Annotated in this window: 24 protein-coding genes; 12 read left to right on the top strand and 12 right to left on the bottom strand. The window is 69.2% G+C overall.

The genetic code is table 11. The features are described 5' to 3' along the window. Position 1 precedes the first annotated feature (1 nt). A complete protein-coding gene (locus POL72_RS49010; RefSeq protein WP_272104205.1) occupies positions 2-1,153 on the bottom strand; it encodes a zinc-dependent alcohol dehydrogenase in 1,152 nt (383 codons plus the stop codon). A gap of 168 nt (positions 1,154-1,321) precedes the next feature. Then, positions 1,322-2,956: a sigma-54 interaction domain-containing protein gene (locus POL72_RS49015; protein ID WP_272104207.1), complete on the bottom strand. Its 1,635-nt coding sequence runs from the start codon at positions 2,954-2,956 to the stop codon at positions 1,322-1,324. Between the two features lie 200 nt (positions 2,957-3,156). Here POL72_RS49015 and POL72_RS49020 point away from each other — a divergent pair, with 200 nt between their 5' ends. Together POL72_RS49020 and POL72_RS49025 are read left to right on the top strand one after the other, a co-directional pair. Next, positions 3,157-4,392 (top strand): RtcB family protein, encoded by a 1,236-nt coding sequence (locus POL72_RS49020; protein WP_272104208.1) that lies wholly within the window; start codon positions 3,157-3,159, stop codon positions 4,390-4,392. Next, a complete protein-coding gene (locus POL72_RS49025; protein ID WP_272104209.1) occupies positions 4,389-5,051 on the top strand; it encodes a peptide chain release factor-like protein in 663 nt (220 codons plus the stop codon). Before POL72_RS49020 ends, POL72_RS49025 begins: the two co-directional genes overlap by 4 nt. A gap of 48 nt (positions 5,052-5,099) precedes the next feature. On the opposite strand, the gene POL72_RS49030 is transcribed toward POL72_RS49025, so the two are convergent. From POL72_RS49030 to POL72_RS49035, 3 genes are all read right to left on the bottom strand, one after another. Beyond that, on the bottom strand, positions 5,100-5,399 hold the full coding sequence (locus tag POL72_RS49030) for a type II toxin-antitoxin system RelE/ParE family toxin (protein WP_272104211.1): 300 nt from the start codon (positions 5,397-5,399) through the stop codon (positions 5,100-5,102). Then, entirely contained in the window at positions 5,396-5,635 is a 240-nt protein-coding gene (locus POL72_RS52125; protein WP_373372339.1) for an addiction module protein, read from the bottom strand. Before POL72_RS52125 ends, POL72_RS49030 begins: the two co-directional genes overlap by 4 nt. Before the next feature lie 87 nt (positions 5,636-5,722). Further along, positions 5,723-7,309 (bottom strand): cytochrome B6, encoded by a 1,587-nt coding sequence (locus tag POL72_RS49035; RefSeq protein ID WP_272104212.1) that lies wholly within the window; start codon positions 7,307-7,309, stop codon positions 5,723-5,725. Positions 7,310-7,671: 362 nt separating this feature from the next. On the opposite strand from POL72_RS49035, the gene POL72_RS49040 reads away from it, so the two are divergent. The 5 genes from POL72_RS49040 to POL72_RS49060 all read left to right on the top strand — a co-directional run bounded on the left by POL72_RS49040 (position 7,672) and on the right by POL72_RS49060 (position 12,977). Then, entirely contained in the window at positions 7,672-7,800 is a 129-nt protein-coding gene (locus tag POL72_RS49040; protein WP_272104213.1) for a hypothetical protein, read from the top strand. A gap of 209 nt (positions 7,801-8,009) precedes the next feature. Beyond that, a complete protein-coding gene (locus POL72_RS49045; protein WP_272104215.1) occupies positions 8,010-9,404 on the top strand; it encodes a sensor histidine kinase in 1,395 nt (464 codons plus the stop codon). Continuing rightward, entirely contained in the window at positions 9,382-9,951 is a 570-nt protein-coding gene (locus tag POL72_RS49050; protein ID WP_272104217.1) for a response regulator transcription factor, read from the top strand. Before POL72_RS49045 ends, POL72_RS49050 begins: the two co-directional genes overlap by 23 nt. Before the next feature lie 232 nt (positions 9,952-10,183). Next, complete coding sequence (locus POL72_RS49055) at positions 10,184-11,626, top strand: cytochrome c (protein ID WP_272104218.1); 1,443 nt, start codon at positions 10,184-10,186, stop codon at positions 11,624-11,626. Between the two features lie 34 nt (positions 11,627-11,660). Continuing rightward, positions 11,661-12,977 carry a c-type cytochrome gene (locus POL72_RS49060; protein WP_272104220.1) on the top strand — a complete coding sequence of 439 codons (1,317 nt, stop codon included), beginning with the start codon at positions 11,661-11,663 and terminating at the stop codon, positions 12,975-12,977. A 62-nt stretch (positions 12,978-13,039) separates the two neighbouring features. On the opposite strand, the gene POL72_RS49065 is transcribed toward POL72_RS49060, so the two are convergent. From POL72_RS49065 to POL72_RS51090, 3 genes are read right to left on the bottom strand one after another with little or no spacing between them, the layout of a single operon-like run. Further along, complete coding sequence (locus tag POL72_RS49065; protein ID WP_272104222.1) at positions 13,040-13,519, bottom strand: hypothetical protein; 480 nt, start codon at positions 13,517-13,519, stop codon at positions 13,040-13,042. A gap of 25 nt (positions 13,520-13,544) precedes the next feature. Continuing rightward, positions 13,545-13,892, bottom strand: coding sequence for a copper-binding protein (locus POL72_RS49070; RefSeq protein ID WP_272104224.1), 348 nt, complete (start codon positions 13,890-13,892; stop codon positions 13,545-13,547). Further along, the gene (locus POL72_RS51090) at positions 13,889-14,653 is read right to left on the bottom strand and encodes an SCO family protein (RefSeq protein ID WP_272104225.1); all 765 of its coding nucleotides are present in this window, start codon (positions 14,651-14,653) and stop codon (positions 13,889-13,891) included. Before POL72_RS51090 ends, POL72_RS49070 begins: the two co-directional genes overlap by 4 nt. Positions 14,654-14,777: 124 nt before the next feature. Here POL72_RS51090 and POL72_RS49080 point away from each other — a divergent pair, with 124 nt between their 5' ends. From POL72_RS49080 to POL72_RS49095, 4 genes are all read left to right on the top strand, one after another. Next, a complete protein-coding gene (locus POL72_RS49080) occupies positions 14,778-15,386 on the top strand; it encodes a cytochrome c-type biogenesis protein (RefSeq protein ID WP_272104227.1) in 609 nt (202 codons plus the stop codon). Between the two features lie 244 nt (positions 15,387-15,630). Beyond that, complete coding sequence (locus tag POL72_RS49085) at positions 15,631-16,479, top strand: MbnP family copper-binding protein (RefSeq protein ID WP_272104229.1); 849 nt, start codon at positions 15,631-15,633, stop codon at positions 16,477-16,479. Between the two features lies 1 nt (position 16,480). Then, positions 16,481-17,014 carry a carboxypeptidase-like regulatory domain-containing protein gene (locus tag POL72_RS49090; RefSeq protein ID WP_272104231.1) on the top strand — a complete coding sequence of 178 codons (534 nt, stop codon included), beginning with the start codon at positions 16,481-16,483 and terminating at the stop codon, positions 17,012-17,014. After that, entirely contained in the window at positions 16,978-18,150 is a 1,173-nt protein-coding gene (locus POL72_RS49095) for a methanobactin export MATE transporter MbnM (RefSeq protein ID WP_272104232.1), read from the top strand. Before POL72_RS49090 ends, POL72_RS49095 begins: the two co-directional genes overlap by 37 nt. Positions 18,151-18,174: 24 nt before the next feature. Here POL72_RS49095 and POL72_RS49100 read toward each other — a convergent pair whose 3' ends face one another. Then, on the bottom strand, positions 18,175-18,945 hold the full coding sequence (locus POL72_RS49100) for an SDR family NAD(P)-dependent oxidoreductase (RefSeq protein ID WP_272104234.1): 771 nt from the start codon (positions 18,943-18,945) through the stop codon (positions 18,175-18,177). Between the two features lie 120 nt (positions 18,946-19,065). On the opposite strand from POL72_RS49100, the gene POL72_RS49105 reads away from it, so the two are divergent. After that, positions 19,066-19,758, top strand: coding sequence for a TetR/AcrR family transcriptional regulator (locus tag POL72_RS49105; protein WP_272104235.1), 693 nt, complete (start codon positions 19,066-19,068; stop codon positions 19,756-19,758). A gap of 101 nt (positions 19,759-19,859) precedes the next feature. Here POL72_RS49105 and POL72_RS49110 read toward each other — a convergent pair whose 3' ends face one another. The 3 genes from POL72_RS49110 to POL72_RS49120 form a co-directional block, all read right to left on the bottom strand. Beyond that, positions 19,860-20,348, bottom strand: a complete 489-nt coding sequence (locus POL72_RS49110; RefSeq protein WP_272104547.1) for a sigma-70 family RNA polymerase sigma factor — start codon at positions 20,346-20,348, stop codon at positions 19,860-19,862. Between the two features lie 492 nt (positions 20,349-20,840). Then, the gene (locus POL72_RS49115; protein ID WP_272104237.1) at positions 20,841-21,359 is read right to left on the bottom strand and encodes a hypothetical protein; all 519 of its coding nucleotides are present in this window, start codon (positions 21,357-21,359) and stop codon (positions 20,841-20,843) included. 116 nt (positions 21,360-21,475) lie between these two features. After that, positions 21,476-22,561, bottom strand: a complete 1,086-nt coding sequence (locus POL72_RS49120; RefSeq protein ID WP_272104239.1) for an RNA polymerase sigma factor — start codon at positions 22,559-22,561, stop codon at positions 21,476-21,478. Positions 22,562-22,656: the final 95 nt, after the last annotated feature.

The following is a 22,656-nucleotide window of genomic DNA, read 5'->3' on the forward strand; positions in this document are numbered from 1 at the left end:
CTCACTTGGCCCCCCGCGGAACGAGCACGCATTTGAGGATCCCGTCGGTCCTCGCCGCGAACACCCGGTACATCTCCGCGGCCGCATCGAGCGGAGCTCGGTGGGTGATGAGCGCCCTCGGGTCGATGTTCCCGTTGCGGATGTGCTCGAGCAGGCGGGGCATGTACCGCTTCACGTCGCACTGCCCGGCCTTGATCGTCAGGCCCTTGTTCATGGCCGCGCCCACGTCGACCAGGTTCCACGGCGGCCCGTAGACGCCGATGATCGAGACCCTCCCGCCGCGGCGGACCGACTGGATCGCCCAGTTGAGGGCGACGGGCGATCCGGCCTCGAGCTTGAGCGCCTTGCCCAGCACGTCGTGCAGCGCCGAGCCGTTCGCCTCGAGGCCGACCGCCTCGACGCAGACGTCCGGCCCGCGGCCGTCGGTCATGTCCCGGAGCGTGGACACGACGTCAGGGGTCTTGCTGAAATCGAGCGTCTCTGCCTTGTTGTGCCGGCGCGCGAAATCGAGGCGGTAACCGACCGAATCGACGGCGATGACCCGGCGCGCGCCGAGGAGCCATGCGCACCGCTGGGCCACGAGGCCGACGGGCCCGCAGCCGAAGACGGCCACGGTGTCCGCGGGGCCGATGTCCCCCATCTCCGCGGCCTGGTACCCCGTGGGGAGGATATCCGAGAGAAAGAGAGCGTCCTCGTCCGAGAGGTCGTCGGGGATCTTCATGGGGCCGACGTCGGCGAAGGGGACGCGGACGCGCTCGGCCTGGCCGCCCTGGTAGCCGCCGGTGGTGTGCGAATAGCCGAAGATCCCGCTGGCGAGCGTGGTGAGCGGGTTCGTGTTCTCGCAGGCGGAGGTGCGCTCTCGCTGGCAGAAGAAGCACGTCCCGCAGGCGATGTTGAAGGGCACGACGACGCGGTCGCCGCGCTTCAGGGTCTGCACCGAGGCCCCGAGCTCCTCCACGACGCCGGTGAACTCATGGCCGAAGATGGTCCCCACGCGCGTGTCAGGCACGTAGCCATGATAGAGGTGCAGATCAGAGCCGCAGATCGTGGCGCGACTCACGCGCAGGACCACGTCGTTCGGATGTTGAACCCGGGGCTCCGGGTTTTCCTCGACGCGGACGTTCCTCGGCCCATGGTATGTGAGCGCCAGCATTCGCACGACCTCCCAGCTTGCTCGATGGAGCAATGCAAGCGGTGAACCAGGCGCGCGCGCTCGTGGGTGCACCTGGCGTAGGCATCGCCCTCCGGCCTTCGGGCGCACGGCCTCAGGACATCGAGGACATTGCTGCTGACGCCGACGGCGCGGGCGCCGTTCGCCCTTTCATCGGTTGTTCGTCGTCTTCTTCTCTTTGTTCGGTAACGGTGGCGGCTTCAGCTTCTTCGGATCCTCGCCCCTCACGGCGTCGCGCGGCGCGCCGCCTTTGCGGAGGTGATACGCCGCCATCTTTCGCTTGAGGGTGTTCCTGTCGATGCCGAGCGCGCGCGCCGCGCGGGAGAGGTTGCCCTGATGCACCTCGAGCGCGCGCCCGATCGCGGCGCGCTCGGCCGACGCCACGGCCTCCGCGAGCGGCGCGACCTCCTGGCCGCCTGCCTCCGACGCCGTCGCTCGCGCGATCCCGCCGGCGCCGCCGCTCGCCGGCCGCGCCGCCGGCGACGCGATCTCCGGCGCGAGGTCGCCCACGTCGACCGTGTGTTCGCAGAACACGCCCCACCGCTGCACCTCCGCGCGCAGCTCGCGCACGTTGCCCGGCCAGGGGTGCTGGTAAAGGCTCCTCAACGCCTCGCGCGTCACCTTGAGCCCGCGCCCCTTGCGCCGCGACTGCACCTCGTCGAGGAACGCGTCGACGAGCACCTCGATGTCTCCACCCCGCGCGCGGAGCGGGGGAACCTCGATGATCGCGCCGCGGAGCCGGTAATACAGATCCTCGCGGAACGTCCCCTGCTCGACCATCGCCCCGAGGTCGCGGTGGGTGGCCGCGAGGACGCGGACGTCCAGCTCGATCCTCGCCTCGCCGCCCACCCGCCGCAGCGTCCCGTCCTGGAGCACGCGCAGCAGAGACGCCTGCACCCGCGGGGACAGCTCGCCGATCTCGTCGAGGAACAGCGTCCCGCCGTGCGCCTGCTCGAAGACGCCGCGCCGCCGCCCCGCGGCCCCGGTGAAGGCCCCCGCCTCGTGTCCGAACAGCTCGCTCGCGAGCACGCCCTCGGCGAAGACGCTGCAGTTCTCCGCGATGAACGGCCCTCTCGCCCGCGGGCTGTGCTCGTGGATCGCCCTGGCCGCGAGCTCCTTTCCGGTCCCGGTCTCGCCGACGATCAGCACAGGCACATCGGTCGCGGCGACCCGGGCGATGCGGGCGCGGAGGAAGCGCATCGGCTCGCTCTCGCCGACGAGCACCGTGTCGCGCACGCGCGCCTCGGCCCGCAGGCGCACGACCTCCTCGCGCAGCGCGCGGATCTCGGGGAAGCCCTCGATGTCGAGCCGGACCTCGCGCACCGGCTGCGGGTGCGGGTGCGGCACGAACGCCGCCGGGATCACCTGGAGCATGCGCGCCGGCAGGATCCCCGCCTGCACCAGGATGACCCAGAGCGTCTGCGCCTGCGGCGTGCCGGCCGAGAGCAGGACGTCCGTCGCCCACGCCGCCGGCGGGAAGGCGCGCTTGAGCTGCGCCGAGAGCTTCCCGAGCGCCCGGAAGAGCTTCGCGTGGTCCGACGGATCGTCGACGTCCACGACCCGGAGCTCGATCCGCGGCGCGCGCGCCCGCGCCCGCTCGACGAGCGCCCGCGACGGCGCCTCGCCCGCCGGGATAGTGAGGACCACGATGGCGTCGTAGCGGCTCTCTTCCTGGTCGAGGAGCCGCAGCACCGGCCCGCGATCGCCCTCGGGCCGGCGGCCGTGATGCGCCGGCGCCGGGCCGAGCGTGCCCGCGTCCGACCAGGTGAGGAGGAGGCGATTCACTGGTGCACCGTACACCAGATGTGGTGCATGATGAATCACTTTACATGGTGCGCAGTGCACCACGTAGAAGCGTTTTGCCGGCGTCGGGGCGGGCCGCGCGCTGGCACGGAAGCCGCAAGTCTCCTCCGCATTCCCATGGGCATTCCCATCCTCGTTTGCGCCTGCGTTTGCCGTATTGGCCGCTTGCCCCGGAGATCTCGATGAAAGCCCCCGCCGACAGCGCAGCCCTTCCTGCTCACGCCCGCCTCGTCGCCCGCGACGACGTCTGGCTCGAGGGCAACGCCGTCCAGCAGCTCGCGCGCGTCGCCGCGCTGCCCGGCTGCGTCCGCGCCGTGGGCATGCCGGACCTTCACGCAGGGCGGGGCATCCCCATCGGCGCGGCGTTCGCCTTCGCGGACCGGGTCGTCCCGGAGCTCATCGGCGGCGACGCCGGCTGCGGCGTGCGGCTCGTCGCGACGTCGATCGGCCGCATGGCGCCGGACGCCCTCGAGCGGCGCGCCCGGCAGGCCATGGACGACGATCCGCTCGCCGAGTGCGACCCGCGGGCGGTGTTCGAGCGGGTCTGGGAGCGCGGGGCGCGCGGCCTCGCCGAGCTCGACGGCGTGCCCGAGGCGCTCGCGCGGCTCGCGGCGGCGGAGCTTGAGGACAGCCTTCGCCCGAGCGGGGACGCCTCGCCGTACCGCGCGGGCTACGAGGGCGCGCTCGGCTCGGTCGGCGGCGGGAACCACTTCCTCGAGGTCGCCCGGGTCGGCGCGCTGCGGGACCCTGCGTCGGCGAAGGCCCTCGGCCTCTCCGCGGGGGAGCTCGTCGTCGTGGCGCACTCCGGCTCGCGCGGGCTCGGCGGCGCGCTCGGGCAGCGCTGGGGCGGCGCGGTGCTCGAGGGGGACGCGGCCGAGCCCTACCTCGGCGAGCTCGCCGGCGCGTGCCGCTTCGCGCGGGCGAACCGGCTCCTGCTCGCCTACCGGATGCTGCGCGCGCTCGGCGCCTCGCGGGCGTCGACGATCACGGGCGGGCTCGATCTCACCCACAACGACGTCGCGCGCGAGGCCGTGGGCGGCGAGCTGGCCTGGGTGCACCGCAAGGGCGCGGCGCCCGCCCGGGGCAGCGACTTCACCGTGGTGCTCGGGTCGCGAGGAGCGCCGTCGTGGGTGATGCGCTCGTGCGACGCGGAGGCTGGGCTGCGCTCCGTCGCGCACGGCGCGGGCCGCAAGATGGGGCGCAGCGAGGCGCGCGAGAAGATCGCGGCCAGGTACCGGCGGCGCGAGCTCGTCCGCACGGAGCTCGGCGGCCGCGTCGTGTGCGACGATCCGGCGCTGCTGCTCGAGGAGCACCCCGACGCGTACAAGCCGATCGAGCCGGTGATCGAGAGCCTTGTCGAGGCCGGCCTGGCGACCCCGGTCGCGCCGCTCGTGCCGGTGCTCACGGTGAAGCGATGAGCCGGTCGTGGGTGCAGATCAGCGCGGGGCGGGGGCCGATCGAGGTGAGGCGCTTCGTGGCGCGGCTCGCCGAGCGCATGGAGGCGCTCTGCCAGGAGCGCGGGCTCGTGGTGGTCGACGTCACGGTGCACGGCGACGAGGACGCGCCGGCCTCGGTCGAGATCCTGGTGGAGGGCGACGCGCGGCGCTGCCTGGAGGGCGAGCTCGGGACGCACGCGCTGGTCGAACGGAGCGCGGCGCGGGGGAAGGCGGCGCGCAAGCGGTGGTTCGCGGGGGTGGCGATCCACGCTGCGGCGGCGGACGCCGGGGCGGGCGCGGGCGAGGGCGTCGACCTGGGTGAGCTCGAGATCTCGGCCTGCCGGGCGAGCGGGCCAGGAGGGCAGCACGTGAACAAGACCCTGTCGGCGGTCCGGATCCACCACCGGCCGAGCGGGATCACGGTGCGCGTCGCCGATGAGCGCTCGCAGCGCGCGAACGTCCGCCGCGGCGTGGAGCGCATCGCCGAGCGGCTCGCGGAGCGCGCCGCCCGGCGCGTCGCAGAAGGGGAGGCCGCGCGCTGGAGCGAACACGACCGGATCGTCCGGGGAGAGCCGGTGAGGACGTACCGGGTGGGGCGGAAGAGCGCGCTCGTGGTGGAGGAGGCCCGGGAGGGGCGGTAAGGGGAGCGGCCTCGCGTCTTGTTGGACAGGCGTGGTCTCTCTCGCTCGCTATTTAAGTCGGCTCCGCCAATAGCCAGGCATTCGACTCGTGTGGCCAAACGCCAGCACGAGGACATGCTCGTCCCGGATGACGAAGTAGGCGATATACGGGAACCGTGTGAACAGGAACCGGCGGACGACCTTGCTGCCCGCAACGAGGGGCCATGTGGTTGGGCTCGCCGCGATTGCACTCAGTACACGATCGGCCTCGGCCAGCAGATCCTCACCGAGGCCCTCTCGCTCCTGCTCATACCAGTCCGCGGCGGCGGTAAGCTCGGCGTCTGCCTCGTCGAGAACGACGATCTTCATTTGCGGTTCGTGCGGAGACGTGTAGCGAGCCGTTCCCGAACAGCGTCCCAAGGCTCGGCGCTCGCCGTGCCACGGTCGACGTCCTGCAGACGTCGCTCAACCTCGGCGAGCCAGGCAGCCTCAACGTCCTCGTCCTCTGGTCCGTCGAGGCTCGCGATCAAGCGCTTCGCGACGTCTGCTCGCTCCTCCGGCGGAAGTTGCAGAGCCTCGGCAAGCACGGCATTCCTGGACGACATCTCGGGATTGTAGCAGGATTTCGACCCATCGGCATCGCCGACGACCGGATGGTCGGCGCCACTTCCTCCGGCCGCAGCAGCTGACGGCTACAGCTGCCGCATGAAGGCGGTGAGATCACTCTTCTCGTCGCGCGAGAGGTTCAAGCCGAGCACGATGTTGAAGAACTCCACCGTGTCCTCGAGCGTCAGGCAACGCCCGTCGTGCAGGTACGGCGGGCTGTCCTTGATGCCGCGCAGGGTGAAGGTCTTGATCGGGCCGTCCCCCGGCTCGTCCTTGAGGAAGCGCTCGAGATGCAAGTCGTGCTGCTGGTTGTCCAGGTAGAAGGGCGCCGCGTGGCAGCTCCCGCATTGACCCTTGCCGAAGAAGATCTGCTCGCCTCGCAGCTCGCTCGGGGTCGCCTTCGCGCGGTCGAGGCGGCCGGTCGCCGGGTCGAGCTTGGGCGTCGGCGGGAAATCGAGCATGTTCTGCAGCTGCGCCATGTGGCTGACCTGGATGCGGTCGAGGATGTTCATGCCCTTCTTCATGGCGTGGATGGCATCGCCGTTGAAGTAGGCCGTGCGCTGCTCGAACTCCGTGAAGTCTTCGACGGATCGCAGGCTCCGCTTCGATCCGTGGATCTGCTGGTTGAACACCCCTCGCAAGCTCACCGTGTCGAGGCGGAGGCGCCGCTCCTGCGGGCGCATGTCCGGGTTCAGGTGGAACTGCCCCGTCGTGTGGCCGTTGATGTGGCAGTCGAGGCACGTCACGCCGAGGCTCGGATCACGCGACTTGCGATCGTCGGTCGGGTTGAACTCCTCCTGCGGGAACGAGGTCAGGAGGAGCCGGAGCCCGTCGAGCTGCACCGGCGTGAGGAGGTCCTTGAAGAGCCGGTAGTAGTTGTTGATCGACACCACCTCACCGCGCGATACGTCGCCGAGCTCCGGCCGGTTGCTCAGGAACATCGCGGGCGGGAACTCGGGCAGGAACGCCTCCGGCAGATCGAAGTCCACGTCGAAGCGCTCGAGCCGCGGGAACATCGCGATCTGCATCTTCGGGAAGACCTGGCCGCCGTTCGCCTGCAGGGGATGGGGCAGCGACGGATACGGGAAGACACCCTGCCGCTTGATCTCCAGGGGAGGCATGGCGGCCAGCTTCTCCCAGGTCAACCCGCTCTGGAGCCGCGCCGTCGGGCCAACGCAGAGCGGCTTGCCGCGCGACATCTTGGCGACGGGGTCGAACCTGGGCGTGAGATCGTAGCGCTGCTCGAGGAGCTTCTGCTGAGCGCGCATGACGTTGGGTTTGTTCGCGATCTCCTGCTTCATGATGGCGGTGGGATCCTCGTTCGGCTTGTCCGAGTTCAGCGGATCCCGGTAGAAGTCGAACCCCGAGACCCTCCCCTGCTTCGGTTGGCTCAGGAACACGGGAGAGGACGGCTCGGCGTTCCGCGCGCTGAAGATGTCGGAGAGGTCGTGGGACGTCTTCCTCTGCTCCGGCCGTTGCACCGCGACCCGGCAAGCCTCCTGTGCGCGGGCGATCGCGTCGGGAGGCGGGGTCGGACAGCTCGTCTGCGCCCACACGCTGGCGATGCCGCAGCCGACCAGCGATGTCGCGACGAGCGCGACGACGCCGCGGCAAATCGGCCTCTCGGCGAGCGCGACGGTCGTCCGTGACGAGGCTGGTCGGTTCTTGCTCATGCTCGTCCGTTTGCAAGCGCCAGACCGATCCTCGAGCGATCCTCGGACAGCGAGATACCTCGCGGGCAGAATCAAATGCTGCAGGACCCGACAAACCGCGGGAATTTGAACAGCCCGGCCGAGCCTCCGGCGGGCCGCTCCCAGATCGGCGCGAAGGACTTCACCACCATGGGCGAGGACTACCAGGCGGTGCTCGACGCGGTGGGCTCTGGCCGCCTGGCGCGCGGGCTCGCCGCCCGTGGGGCCGGGAGGCGCATTGGACCGCTCGCGCCATCACCTCCCGCGCTGCGGCAACCTGTCGCAGAGTTCCGCGACGAGAACCTGATAAGGTCCCGGGGCTCCACCCATTCAGAGGAGCAGGTATGGCGAGCTTCGAGCGAGGCTGCGTCGTCATTTTGTTGTTTGGTGCGGTGCTTTCAGGTTGCGGCGGCGAGGACGACCCCGCGCTCGCGGAGGTGAGCGAAGCGCTGTTCGCTTCGCCTTTCGGGTGAGGCTCCGACGCGCGCCGGCCGAGGGACGGGAGCTGAATCGGCCTGAGCGCATCGAGGACCGCGAGGAGGCGGTCGCCCTGCAGGACGCCTCGGCCCTGTCGAGGTCGCCGCCCTCGCGGGGCGAGGCTGGCGAGGGGGCGGCGCGGGGACACGCCGGCGCGACGAAACGCCGCGGTGACTTGCTCCACTTCCTGCGGTACGAACACCCCATGAGCGTCGTCATGCGGGTCGACCGCTTGGATACGGCCGCTCCCACGACAGCGGGTGCAGCGGCTCCCATCCTGGCACGGCGCAGGAAAGCCGAACCTCTCGAAGAAGAAACGGAGCTTCAGCTCGGGCTGTCCTGGTTGCTCAAGCTGCGCTGGGGCGCGGTCGCCGGACAGCTCATGGCCCTGGTCTTGGTCCGGGTGATCCTCGCGCTCGACTTGCCGTATGTGCCGCTCCTCGGCCTGGTGACGTTCACTGCCGCGACGAACGCTGGCCTCCTGCTATGGGGCCAGCCGTCCACCAGCACCTGGAGACTCCCCGCGGTCCTCGCGCTTGATGTTGTCGTCCTCACGATGATGCTGGCAGCCTCTGGAGGGGCGAGCAATCCCTTCACCGTCTTCTTTCTTGTGCATGTGGCGCTCGCGGCGCTGTTGCTCGAGGCCCGGCTGGCCTGGACGGTTGTCGTCCTCACCGTCGCGGCCTTCGCCGCACTCTTCTTCATCCCGTCACAACACCTGGCGTTCCATGATCACGGGCGTTGGTCGACGCACCTCGTCGGGATGTGGATCGCCTATGTCCTCGCAGCAGGGTTCGTGGCGCACTTCGTCGGGCGTGTGTCGCGAGCGATCCGGGGGCGGGAACAGCGCTTGGCAGAGATCGCCAGCCTCGCGGCGCAGAACGAGCGTCTCGCCACGCTCTCGAGCTTCTCCGCGAACGCGGCGCACGAGCTCGGCTCACCGCTCGCCACCATCGGCCTCGCCGCGAAGGAGCTGGCGATCGGGCTGCGACGCGAGCCTCCGAGCTGCGGGCTAGCCGCGGACGCCGACCTGGTGTGTCGCGAGGTGGCGCGTTGCCGCGAGATCCTCGCCGACATCTCCGCACGCGCGGGCGAGTCCGTCGGCGAGATGCCGGTTCGGGTGACGCTTGAACGGGTGGTCGCGGAGCTCCATCGTCTCATGTCCCCGGTGCTCATCCCGCATCTTCGCCTCACGTACGACGACGACGCCAGCAGCCTTGCCGCCCTCGTGGCCCCGGTCAAGACCCTCGCGCAGATGCTCCACAACCTGATCCGCAACGCGTTCGACGCCCAGGAGGACGCCGATGTCGAAGAGCCTGTCGAGCTGCGCATCGTCGCGGCCGAGCGCCTCTGCTTCCATGTGCTGGACCGGGGGAAGGGGATTCCGGCGGACATCCAGGCGAAGCTAGGTGAGCCCTTCGTGACGACGAAGGCGGACCGCGGCGGCTTGGGGCTCGGCGTCTATCTCGCGCGGGCCTACGCGGAGCGTACCGGCGGATACCTGCTCTTCCAGGCTCGGCCAGAAGGGGGCTCCGCCGTGGAGCTCTGCCTCGCTCGCGATGCGCTGCGGGGGGAGCATGAGCCAGGCCGTGCATCGTGAGCACGGCCATGAGGACGAGGGCCGCTCTGTCCTCGTGGTCGATGATGAGGATGCCTTTCGTGACCGTCTCGTGCGTGCGCTCGCAGAACGAGGCTTCGAGGCGGTCGGAGTGCCATCCGCCGAGGAGGCGATTCGCCACGCTCAGCTCGAAACTCCTGAGTGCGCAGTCGTCGATCTCCGCATGCCGCGCACGTCGGGCCTCCATGCCGTGCGGAAGCTCCACGAGCTCGACCCCACCACCCGCATCGTGGTCTTGACCGGTTACGGCAGCATCGCGACGGCCCTGGATGCAGTTCGGTCGGGGGCCGTCCACTATCTGACGAAGCCCGCCGACATCGACGAGATCGTCGCGGCGTTCGACCACGACGGGTCGCCCGCCGACGAGCCGCCGCCGACCTCCGTGCCGTCGCTCGAACGTGTCGAGTGGGAACACATCGACCGCGTGCTCGTGAGCTGCGGCGGCAACATCACCCGTGCAGCGGCGCTTCTCGGGCTGCATCGTCGCTCCCTGCAGCGCAAGATCGGTAAGCGCCCGGGCCCGCGGTGATCGGGCGCCAATCCGTGACGGCTGCGCGCTCGAGGCCAGGGCCCGCGTCGAGAGGAGGTGCGGGAGTGCCTTCGGGGTGAGCCTGCCGCGATGACGCATGGCGCGCTCGACGGCGCGGCGCCGCCGAGGCCGCGACGTGGGGGAGTCGTTGCGGCTGGAGCCACGCGGCATTTCGTCGCGCGACCCTTGGCCACGCTGAAAAATGGCCCGAGTTCATGCACATAGGCGAGGCATGGACCTGCCTGTATTCCACCTCGACTTCCTCAACAACCGCATGCTCATCGCGATCATCGCGGTGCTGCACGTGGTCATCAACCATGGGATGGCAGTCGGTGGCATTCCGCTGGTGGCTTACCTCGAACGACGGGGCGTCCAGACCGGCGATGAGTCCTGGGACGCTCTGGCGCACCGCCTCCTCTCCTTCTTCTTCATCGTCACGACGACCGTCGGCGCGCTCACCGGCGTGGGCATCTGGCTCTCCGCGTCGCTCGTGAACCCGTACGCCATCGGGAGCCTGATCCGGGTCTTCTTCTGGACGTGGTTCACCGAATGGCTCGTGTTCGTGACCGAGGTCGTTCTCATCTTGGCCTACTACCTGAGCTGGAAGAGGTGGACCGGGCCGCGCAAGCGGGCGCACGTCAAGCTGGGCGCTGCGCTCTCCATCGCCTCATGGATCACGATGGCGCTGATCGTGTCCATCCTCGGATTCATGATGGACCCCGGCTCGTGGCGCACCGACCGAACGCTCTTTAGCGGGATGTTCAACCCGATCTACCTGCCGCAGCTCGCGTTCCGCACCCCCCTCGCCATGGTCATGGCAGGCGCGTTCGGCCTCGCCGCGTTGCTGTGGGTCACCAAGCGCGGATCGGCGCTTCGCGCGCGAGCGGTGAGGTCGATCGCCCACTGGTCCCTGCTCTGGACGCTCCCGTGCGTCGCGGGCGGCTGGTGGTATGCGCGCGTCGTCCCCGCGGCGATGCAGGCGAACATCCCCGTCGCGCTCCTCACGCAGCTGCTCGAGGGATGGGCGCGCACTGCGCTGTGGGTGCTAGGTGGCGCCTGCATCGCTATCGCGCTCGTGATGGCCTGGGGGGCCGCTCGTCCGGCTAGCCTCCGTCGCTGGGCGTTCGTCGTGCCCGCGGTGCTAACCGTCCTGCTCCTCGGCACGTTCGAGCGCGTGCGCGAGTTCGTTCGAAAGCCGTACGCGATCGCCGGGTATCTGTACGCGAACGGGCTCCGTGAGGAAGACTATCCGCTGCTGCAGCGCGACGGGCTCCTCGCGCACGCGACGTACACGGCGGTCCGCCGGATCACGCCGGAGAATGAGCTCGAGGCCGGGCGCGAGATCTTCAACCTCGCATGCACGAGATGTCACACGGTCGACGGTGTGAACGGCATCCGCGGGCTCCTCGAAGGCATGTACAGCAACCGAGATTCGTGGGACTACGCGGAGCCCTGGCGGCGTGATGCCATCGCCAGCTACATCGGGGCGATGCACAACGCGCGGCCCTTTATGCCGCCATTCCCCGGGAACGAACAGGAGAAGCAGGCTCTCGCAGCGTGGCTCGAGAGCCTTCAGACCCAGCGCGACGTTATCGAAGGAGCGCAGGTCACGGGGGTCGCGGCACCACCGCGGCCGAAGCGACGAAGCGACGGAACGCTCGCCGTCGACCCGTGACCGCTCCCGTCAAGAATTCAAGGATTCGCAGGACATGAACCCGACACCGATCCCGAGAGACATTCCCCTCCCGCTCCCAGCAAGTCAGGGACTGCTGGAGGGGCTGCTCGTCATTGCCTTCATCGCCCACATTCTCTTCGTCAACCTGATGGTGGGCGGCTCGCTTCTCGTGCTCGGCTTCGAGATCCGCGGCCTTCGTGACCGCGACTTCGACAAGCTCGCACGCGCGCTCGCGGCGACCGTCACGGTCAACAAGAGCCTCGCCGTGGTGCTCGGCGTCGCGCCGCTCCTCCTCATCAACGTTCTGTACACGATCCACTTCTACACCGCGAACGCGCTCACGGGTACGGCGTGGATCCTGTTGATCCCGGCGATCGCGACGACGTTCCTTCTCCTCTACCTCCACAAGTACACGTGGGATCGGCTCGAGACACAGAAGGGGCTTCATATCGCGATCCTCGGACTCGCGGTAGCGCTTTTTCTCGTCATCCCGCTCGTGTTCTTGGCGAATGTGAACCTGATGATGTTCCCGGAGCGCTGGACTGGGGTTCGAGGTTTTTTCAGCTCGCTTCTGCTACCGAACGTCTTCCCTCGATACTTTCACTTCCTCTGCGCGTCACTCATCCTGACGAGCCTCTTCGGAGTCTGGTACTTCGGCCGGAGCAAGTTTCCAGCCGAGGAGACCTTCGAGCGGCTCACGCGACCGCGGCTTCGGCGCATCTTCTACTCCGTCGCGTTCGCCGTCTCGCTGGCGCAGTTCATCGTCGGGCCGCTCGTGCTATTCACGCTCCCTTCGAAGGGCTTCCACGTGTCGGTCGTAACCCCCATCCTGATCGGCGCTGGCGTTGCGGTCCCCGCGGTCTGGATGATGTGGAAAGAGCTGTCGGTCTCCGAGCCGCACGGCAAACGTCTGCCGCTCATCGTCGGGTACATCTCGCTCACCGTGTTTTGCATGGCCTTCGGTCGACACATGTACCGGGGCGTCGCTCTCGCCGAGCATCGAGCTGAAATGCAGGAGGTGACTCGCCGGTGGGTCGATGACTCGGCCCAAGCGGCGTACGATCTTCGCGTGGGACGTGAGCGCGCCGCCGCGGGCGTCAGCGATGGGCAACATCTCTTCCACAACACCTGCGGCGCCTGTCACGGCGTCGACCGTCGGATCGTCGGGCCGCCGCTCACCGAGATCGCTCAGATCTACGCAGGCAACCCGAACGGCATCGTGACGTGGGCCCGGGCACCCGGGAAGAAGCGCGCTGATGCGCCTCAGATGCCACCGTTCGCCTCGCTCGGAGACGAGCGCCTCCGGCAGATCGCCGAGTACATGCTGGAGACCGGGGCAGCGGCGCGTTGAGCGCTACCGCGCTGAAGAACTTGCGCCGTGCGGGGCTGAGGCGGCGCGCGGTCTGCGCCGCTTCAGCGCCTTGCGGAGCTGCCGCTGAGGAGCTGCTCGACCTCTGCCTCGTGGTCGGGGCATCCGCGAGCGAGGAGCACGAGCAACGAGGAGCCGTCGTCCCGCGCCTCACGCGCGAGCACGAACTGGGCGGAGGTCTCGAGCCGCGCGCCGCGCGCGCTCGGGTCCTCGGGCGTCACGCGCATCCGCGCGGCCATGAGCAACCCCTCATGAAACTCGAAGCGCGCAGAGAGGGGCGCCCTGGCGGCCGCCGCATCGCCCCGCGACCACTCCATCGAAGGCCCGGCGCAGCCCGTGGCCTCGCTCCAGCGTCCGGTCGGCCCAGCGTCGAAGCGCCGGACGACCTCGCTCGCCGTCATCCCGAGCTCGATCCCGTGAATGGCGAAGGCGCCGTTCGCCGACGGAGCGAAGGAGAGCGCCGTGAACGTGACGATTCCCAGCCCCGCGGCGACGAACGCGGCGCCGATCGCGCGGCCCCCCATCCACGCTCGCCGCCCGGCAGTCGGCTCACCTGCGCTTTTCGACCCGCGTAAGGACACGGCGGGCGTCCTCCGTCTCGTAGAAATCGAACGCGATACGGTCGCCGACCTCGATACCGTCGAGCTGCGACGGGCCCTGGGGCTCGAACGACATCGTCATCGCGCTCATGTAGCCCGGGATGTCGTCGTGCGCGATGTTGACATAGGCCCGCCCAGGGCCGAGCGAGCGGACGGCGCCCGTCGCGTGGTGGACACGCGGAGCGGCGGTGGACGCTTTCGAGCACGCGACCGTGAGGCTCGTTGCGATCGCCGCCCCGAGCAGCAGGGACCGCGCGAGATGAACGGCGCCGAGGCGAGAGCACATCGATCGGCTCATGTCAGCTCCTTCGAGGCCAATCGCTCCGCGTCGCGGACGAGCTCGTTCATTCGTTCTTCATCGCCGATTTGATAGTAGCCACGAATGCGACCGAGCCCATCGACCAGGACGAACCATTCGCCGTGCATGATCGCGCCGAGCCCGGCCGACGGGTCGGCTCGCTCGAAGCGGATCTTGAACCCCTTCACCACCACGCGATTCAGCTCCTCGCTCCGACCGGAGAGGAACGACCAGGCACCACGGCCGCTGCTGTAGCGCGCCGCGTACGAGCGCAGCACGTCGGGTGTGTCGTTCTCCGGGTCCAGCGTGATCGAGATGAGGTGGATGGGGAGCGCCTGTCCGCGCGCCGCGCTGCGCTGGGCGATCCGCTCCTGGAACGCCGCCATCTGCGCCGACAGCCTCGGGCAGGACACGGGACAGCTCGCATAGAAGAAGTCGACGATCAGCGTCTGCTCGCGGAGCGACTCCCGCGTGACGGGACGAGCGTCCTGATCCGTCATCGAGAACGCCGGCATCTCGCCGAGCACGGGCGGCGAGGCGGGCGCCTCGCGCACGCGCGACCGCACGCCGAGGAGCGCGATCCCCGCGAGCGCAGAGACGCAGAGCCCGATCTGCACCGGGCGCAGGCGGCCGCGCCGGCGAACCGGCGCTCCGACACCTGCCAGCGATGGCCGCGAAGATGAAGATGTGGAGGGGGAGAGAACCTCGTGCGGCATGCGCGCGACATTAGGTCGCGCCGTGCAGGTCGAGCAATGCGTCACGGTGTCGCATCCCGTCGAACGATGCTGCCCTATCGCGGCCTCCGGCGCGCATCTGGCCGCGTGGTGACCAGCGCGACATCGTGTCGCAGGGCCGTGGAGGCCGGCAGCGGTAGTCTGTTTCGCCATGAGCCAGCGAGAGCACCGCGGCGCTGCGAATGACTCGGTCCGTTCCCCTCACGGCGCGCGCGACGTGAGTTCGCCTCTGCGTGTCCGATCGCCGCGGAGTTGGCGCTGGCGCCGCGCGGTGGCGCTGGCCGCCGCCGTCGCGGGCGTGGCGCTCAGCGCTAGGGCCGAGCCCGCGCCGCCCAGCCAGGCCGCCTCCGAGCTCGTCGACTCGACCCCGGCGCCTGGCGAGAGGGCGCTTGCAGCGCGTCTGCTCGCGCCTTGTTGCTGGGATCAGACGCTCGATGTCCACGAATCGGAGGTGGCACGCGATCTTCGTCGCGAGATCCACGCGCGCCTCCGTCGGGGCGAGGCGGCCGACGCCATCGAGCAGGACCTCGTTGTGCGTTACGGCGAACGCCTCCGCGCGGCGCCCTCGTCGGGCACGCTCGGCCAGGTCGCGCTGGGATTGATGCTGGGCATCGCGGTGACCTTCCTCGGGCTCTTTGCCCTGCTGCGATCGTGGCGGAGCAACGCAGCGCAGGCCGCTCCGTCCGGAGGCACCCTTGCGGCTGCGCGCGACGAGTACGACGAGCGCCTCGACGACGAGCTCCGGGAGCGCGACGCGTGAGTGCACCTGCCATCCCGGTTGATTGGAGAGGAGGCTCAGCAGGGACATCTCGTTATGACCGCGGCGCAGTGGCCGCGTCGGAAAACTCTTCTCCCCGATTCGGCCGGTTCCCCTTGAAGGACGGCCACGAGCTGCGACAAATTGCTGCACCCAGGAGCGACGAATTTCGAGTAGGCTCCGCTCCGGTGCGGTGGTGACGCCGTTGTGGCTTCGTAGCTTGAAAGGTTGCCCGATGGTTTGTTCAATGGCTCGTGTCACGCTCCTCGTCGTGGCCTGTCTCGCGGCTCTGAGCGGGTGCGGCGGGAGCGATGAGGACGTCGTCTCGAAGACGTTCGCGCTGCGCTTCGCCGCCAAGGTCGGCGACAGGCCGTTCTCCTGCACCGACACCTTCGATGGAGTCGGCACGACCGGATCGTCGGTGAATGCGCTCGATTTTCGCATGTACGTCTACGACGTGCGGCTCGTTCACGGGGACGGGTCCGAGGAGCCCCTCTCGCTCGAGCAGGATGGCCAGTGGCAGCGCGACAAGATCGCGTTCCTCGACTTCGAGGACGGCACGGGCTCCTGCGAGACCGGCAGCCCGGAGACGAGGACCGAGGTCGTCGGCACTGCCCCCGCCGGCGATTACGCTGGTGTCAGGTTCAACGTGGGCTTGCCCCCGGAGATGAACCACCTGGACGCGGCGACGGCCCCGGCGCCACTGAACATTCCCGGTATGTGGTGGTCGTGGAAGGGCGGCTACAAGTTCGTGCGCCTCGACCTCATCTCGACGATGAACTCGACGTACTTCTTCCACCTCGGGGGTACGAAGTGCGAGGGTACCGTGAGCGAGGGTTACTCGTGCGCCGCTGACAACCTCGCCGAGATACGTATCGACGGGGTCGACCCGGATTCGAGCACCATCGTTTTTGATATCGCCAGATTCTATGCCGAGTCCGATCTCGACCACCAGGTCGACGGCGAGACGGATCGCACCTCCGGTTGCATGTCCTTCGAGGGCGACCCAGAATGCCCGCCCGTCTTCAAGGCGCTCGGAATGGGCTTCGATGGCGTGAACCCGTCCGCTGCGCAGACCGCCTTCCGGGTGGAGTGAGATGTACCTCCTTGGAACAGGGACCTGCCTGCTCGCGCCGCTCTTGGTCTGTGCGCTTGCCGGCTGCGGTGCCTCCGACGAGGGCATGGATGGCCCGAGCGACGCGGAGATCCTCCCGGGCGACCCTCGCTTCGAGCGCGATCCGGCGCTCGACGTGGAGAACATCAGCGCCGCTGCGGAGAAGCGCAGCCACAACATGGGGCAGAACTGCTTCGGCTGCCATCAGCCCCACGGGCCTGGCAAGGGGATCTTCACCACGGCCGGGACGGTATACGCGCCGTCGGGCGCGCCGGTGACAGGCGGAGCGGTCGAGCTCCGCACGGCCGGCGGAGGCGAGGGAGATCTCGTGCTCTCCGTTGCCATTGACGGGAACGGGAACTTCTTCACGACCGAGCCGCTGCCCTTCCCGGACCAAGCGCTGTTCTTCTTCCTCCGGTCCCAAGACGGCGAGGGGACCAACGAGATGCCGTTTCCAACCATCTCTGGAGCGTGTAACCTGTGTCACAACGAACAGCGCCGCATTCTGCTGGAGTGATCCGCGCGAGCACGTCGGCGGCGCTCGTCGCGCTCGCGGCGGCGTCATGTGGGAGCGAGACGGAAGCGACCTTGCCGGTCGACAGCTACGAGCTCGCCTTGCCGGTCGGCTTCCCGAAGCCGTGGGTGCCGCCCGACAACCCGATGAGCGAGGCGAAGGTCGCGCTCGGGCGCGCCCTGTTCTTCGACGAGCGCCTGTCGGGCAACGGGACCATGGCGTGCGCCTCGTGTCACGAGCGCGACAGGGGGTTTGCCGACGGCAAGCCTACCCCGACAGGCTCGACAGGGGACGCGATCCCGCGCAACGCGATGGGGCTGGCCAACGTCGCCTATTTCCCGCTGCTCACGTGGGGCAACCCCACGCTGTCGTCGCTCGAGGAGCAAGCGCTCGTCCCGATGTTCGGCGAGAACCCGGTCGAGCTCGGGATCACCGGGGCCGAGGACGTCGTTCTCGACCGGCTCCGCAACGATGAGGCGTACAACGCCGCGTTCGTCGCCGCCTTCCCCGGCGAGAGCGAGCCGATCACGTTCGATACCGTCGTGAAGGCGATCGCGACGTTCGAGAGGACGCTCCTCTCCGGGCGCTCCGCGTACGATCGTTATACCTACGGCGGAGAGGCGGGAGCGATGTCCGACGCGGCGTTGCGCGGCATGGACCTCTTCTTCTCCGAGCGGCTCGAGTGTTATCACTGCCACAGCGGGATCAACCTCACGACCGCCTTCCGGAGCGCCGAGACGAAGCAGGCGGAGATGGATTTCCACAACACCGGCCTCTACAACCTCGGCTCGGACGGGGACTATCCGCCCGGCGGAGAGGGGCTGTTCGAGTTCACCGGCGACCCGGCGGACAAGGGGAAATTCCGCGTGCCTTCGCTGCGCAACGTGGAGCTGACGGCGCCTTACATGCACGACGGGAGCGTGGCCACCCTGGAGGAGGTCGTCGACCACTATGCCGCAGGAGGCAGGACCATCGACGACGGGCCGTTCGCAGGCGTGGGCAGCGAGAACCCGAACAAGAGCACGCTCGTCAGGGCTTTCACCATCACGCCGGAGGAGAAGGCGGACGTCGTGGCCTTCATGAAGAGCTTGACCGATCCGGAGTTCGCAGCCGTGGTGGACGGCGCGCCGGCGCCGTAGCCGGGTGGGTGGCAGTTCCATCGGTTACATCGGTCGGCCCCCGCTCGCGCGGACGATCTCCCCCGTGACCGCGGTGTTCGCCGCCGAGCACAGGAACACGATCGTTGACGCCACCTCCTCCGGCCGCAGCAGCCGCCCCACGGGATAGGCCTTCCCGCGCTGCGCGACGAACTCCGGTGATACATGCGCGCTCACCTTGTCGGTCAGCGTCAAGCCCGGCGCCACCACGTTGGCCAAGATCCCGTGCGGCCCGAGCTCGCGCGCGAGCACGGACGTGAGCCCGTGGAGCGCCGCCTTGGCGGCGGCGTACGGCCCTGCGCCTACCACCCCGTCGAGCGCCACGCCCGAGAAGATGTTGACGATCCGCCCCCATCCGCGCGCGCGCATCGAGGGCACCGCGGCCTGGATCGCGGCGAAGGCGCCGTCGATGTTGTCGTGGATGACGCCCTGCCACTCCGCGAGCGGGATGTCCTCGAAGCGCGGCGCTTCCCAGGGCAGGCGCTCGCTCCATCGGACAGCGTTGTTGACGAGCACATCGATCTGCCCGAAGCGCGCCAGCGTGGCCGCGACCGCCCCCTTGGCCGACTCGACCGATCCGAGGTCGAGCTCCAGCGCGAGCGCCTCGCCGCCTCGCCGCTCGATCTCCTGCACGACCTCTCGGGCCTTCTCCCGCTCGCTCCGGTAGGTGAGCGCCACGCGGGCCCCCTCGGCCGCGAGCTGCAACGCCACCTCCTTGCCGATCCCCTGCGAGCCACCGGTCACCAGCGCGCCTCTCTTCTCCAGCCCCAGATCCATGTGACACCTCGCTTTCGACAGGAAGGTAAACAAAATGGAAGAAACTTCCAAGATAAAATTGGAAGAATCTTCCAGTTGGGCCTGCTGGTCAGCGGTGCGCGGCTGGGGTAGGGGAGGGCCATGGCCGTGGCTCGACAGAACGGCGTGGCCCGCCGGGAGGCGCTGCTGGACGCGGCGCTCCGCTGCTTCGAGCAGCGGGGCCTCTTGCGCACAGGCATCGAGGACGTCCGCAAGGAGGCGGGCGCGAGCCCTTCGAGCGTGTACCACCTCTTCGAGGACTTCCCGGCGCTGGTGGCGGCGCTGCTGGAGCGGACCTTCGAGCGGCTGGTGGGGTACGTGACCGCGCGCGTGCTCGACGCGAGGACGGCGCGCTCGGCGGTGCGGGCGCTGGTGGAGGCGCACTTGACCTGGGTGTTCGACCACGAGGCCGAGGCGCGCTTCATGTACCAGGCGCTCGCGCTGGAGCTCGACGGGCATCACCGCGCCGCGCTCCGGGAGACCAAGGCGCGGCTCAAGGCGGAGACGGTCGCGCACCTCTCGGAGCTCGGCGTCCTCTCCGGGGCGTGCTCGTCCGAGGCGATGGTCGACGTCGTGCTGCTCGGGCCGGCGCATCAGGCCTGCCGCGCCTACCTCTCCGGTTCAGGCGCCGTGGACCCCACGTGGATGAAGGAGACCCTGCCCGAGCTCGCATGCGCAGCGATGGGCAAGGTCGACCCGGCGCAACCGGCGGCACGGACAGGGCGGCGCGCCGGTGGCGGGGAGCCGCGTCAGCAGGCCGGCGGGAGACGGAAAGGCAAGCTCGAGATCGGCTAGGCGCATCCGCCGAATGCGCATCGAGGACGACGCCCCCTGTGCGCTCGCCGCCTCATGGTCATCCAAGTCGCGTCGCAAGTGAACAGCCAGGCCTTTGATGCTCATCGCGACTTCACTGTCCGGGCCAAATCCTCCGTGGTTACCCGGAGTTCGATGATGTCGCGCAGCGCGCCGATGGCCTTCGCGCGCCGCTTGTAGAGCGTAGAGAGAGGTAGCCCCGCGCCTTCCGCCACCTGGGCCATCGGGATCCCATCCAGATCGTGTGCCACGAGAACAAAGCGCAGCTTCGGATCGAGCTCGTTCACCGCGTCGATGGTGCCCGTTCTGATGCTGTCGGATTCCATCGCGGCGAAGGCATCCGGCGCGGGATCGGCGAGTTCGATCAAATCGACAAGCTCCTCCCTGCGGCGCCGCATACGCTCGTGATAGTGCGAGGCAACGTGTACGGTGATCGCGTTCAACCAGCGTTCCGGCCTGCCGCGCTTCGGATCGAACCTGGGCCAGCTCTCCCAGGCGGTGAGCCAGACCTGCCCTGCCACGTCGGTACGATGGCACCGTGGGACCCCCAGCCTCCCCAGCAAGCTCAGCACGGCACGAACGAGCGCTGGGCAAAACAGGCGCGCGTGCGCGTCGGCTCGCTCGTCTTCATTCGACGGACGACCCGTGGCTTCACCCTCCCCCGACGGCGATGGACAGCTGCGCTCATCCATGGCTCCCCACTCCCGGAAGTGTCGTGTTCAGCGGAGAGCGCTCCGCGTCCTCCCAGTCGGACGCACTGGCCGCGCTCGCCCCCCCTTCATCCTGCTGTACTGGGAAGCTCGTCAGCGCCCCAGCGCGACGGGCGAGCTCCGACCCAGCGGCGGCGCGGACAGGGAGCGGCGACCGAAGCCGCGGCAGTGGAGGCGGTGGGAGCTTCGCCCGCGGGCTCCTGGCCGCCTGCTCGGGAGACGGCACCACGGGCGGAGGAACGTCGAGCGCACGAGAAGGCGTCGTCGGCGGAAGTGGCGGCACCGAGGTCGGCGCGGGTGACGACAGCGGACGCGCAGAGCTCTCCCGCCTGGTGACGGGCTCGCCGACCGGGATCACCATGGTCTCCTCTGCGTTTGCTCGATAGTCGTCGTGCAGCCGCCACAGGCGCTCCCAGTACCGCGCAGGCGTGCCGGTGAAGGCCTCCAGCTGCCGGGGGCAAGGCCGGGGGTCATAGGAAGGTCGCTCCTGAGCAGCTGCTCCACCTCTCTCGGCGATAGCCCCGTGCTCTCGGCCAGCTTTCTCCTCCACGAAGGGATCGTCGCGCAGAACGACTCGAGGACCCTTCCTGGCCAGGGGACCTGGCGCGCGCGGGCGTCTGTCAGCTCCGCGAGCGCCGCATCGACATGACAGTCCAGAAGACGCCGGAATCGGTCCCGCTCCCCTGCTGCCTGCTCCTTCGCATCGGTGAGGGTCGACGTCTCGTCATCATGCGCGTGCTCGCGCGCCTCACGGAGCCCGCGCTCGCGTCCCAGCGCTTCGCGCGCGGTGACCGCGAAACCGATTGCGACGCAGGCGATCATCGCGAGCCCGAGCGGCGAGACGAGCCACATCGCACCCAGCATCTCCTCCATGTTCCCTCCTGAACCGTGAGCATTCCTGTCCAACGCATGGCAGAGCTCGGCCTTGTGCTGCCTCACGACAGCACCGACCTCACCGCTTGCTTGGCTGTTGATGGACAGCCGAGCCGTCAGCGAAGCTGCCTGAGCATCTCTTCGCGCTCGGCCGCGAGCCGACCGCGCGGGAACTCCTCCGCATGTGCCTCGAGGAGCCGGTGCGCCTCGAGGTCCGCCTCTGGGCTGTGAGCCTCGATGGCCGTCCGGGCCTGGCTGATCAGGCTCCTCTCGCGCGCGCTGATCGCCGGCTGCGCGTGCGTCGTCGAGGACGACGCATGCGGAGCAGCCGTTACTAACGGTGCGGGCGTCGTGGTCGCACCGGCGCCATCCTGTCCGGCGCCGCGCACCACGGGGAGCGCAGCGGCCTGGGCTGCGGGCGATGCGGAGGACGTCCCCGCCTGCCCGGCGCGGCGCTCCGCGGGGAGCGACGCGGAGGCCGGCCCCGTCAGCGCGGGCCACCCGTCATCGAGAGCCGATCGAACCCACGACTGCAGCGTGGACGAGGAGGTCACGGCAGCGACCATGGCGCTCATGAGCACGACGCCCGCCCCCTGCGCCAGGAGCCTCCAACTCCAGCGGAGCAGGGAGCCGATCCACCCCTGGCGTGGAGTGAGCCCGAACGGAACGACGCAGGGGGTCTCGTCCCATCCGCGCGAGCGTTGCTTCGCCCTCCGGCGTTGCGCCGCCTCCTCCAGCTGCTCGCGGGCTCGACGGTGCAGCGTCTTCACGGCGTCAGGGTGAAGCCCAAGCTCCGCGGCGATCTGGGTCAGCGGGATCTCCTCGAGGTCATGCTTGATCAAGATGCCCCGGTACTTCGGCTCGACACCGTCGATGAGCTCGCGCACCAGGGCTTCCCGCTGGCGCCACCTGAGCAGCTCTTCCGGCGTGGGGTGCTCGTCGTGGAGCTCGGGGTCGTCCGACGGCGTCAGCACCTCTCGCCGGCGGCGCGCGCTTCGAACATGGTCGCGCGCCTGGTTGGCCGCGATCGTGACGCGGTAAGGCGCCGGGTCCCCGCCTGCCTCGATCCGCCCCTCGGCGTCGAGCCCCCGGAGCAGCGCGTCCTGCGCGACGTCCTCGGCATCGCGAGCCGGGACGCGGAAGCGCCTCGCCAGGCGCCGGAAGAGCTCGAAGCTGCTGAAGGTCCCCGCTGGCTTGCCCATGCCGGTAGCACGTCTGAGCGGCCCTCCCGGGGTCAGAAAAGTGAAGGGGCCGGCTCACTTTGGTAGGACAATGTGCGCCAACGCTCCGCCTGCGC

The sequence above is a fragment of the Sorangium aterium genome, assembly GCF_028368935.1.
Taxonomy (GTDB): Bacteria; Myxococcota_A; Polyangia; order Polyangiales; family Polyangiaceae; genus Sorangium; species Sorangium atrum.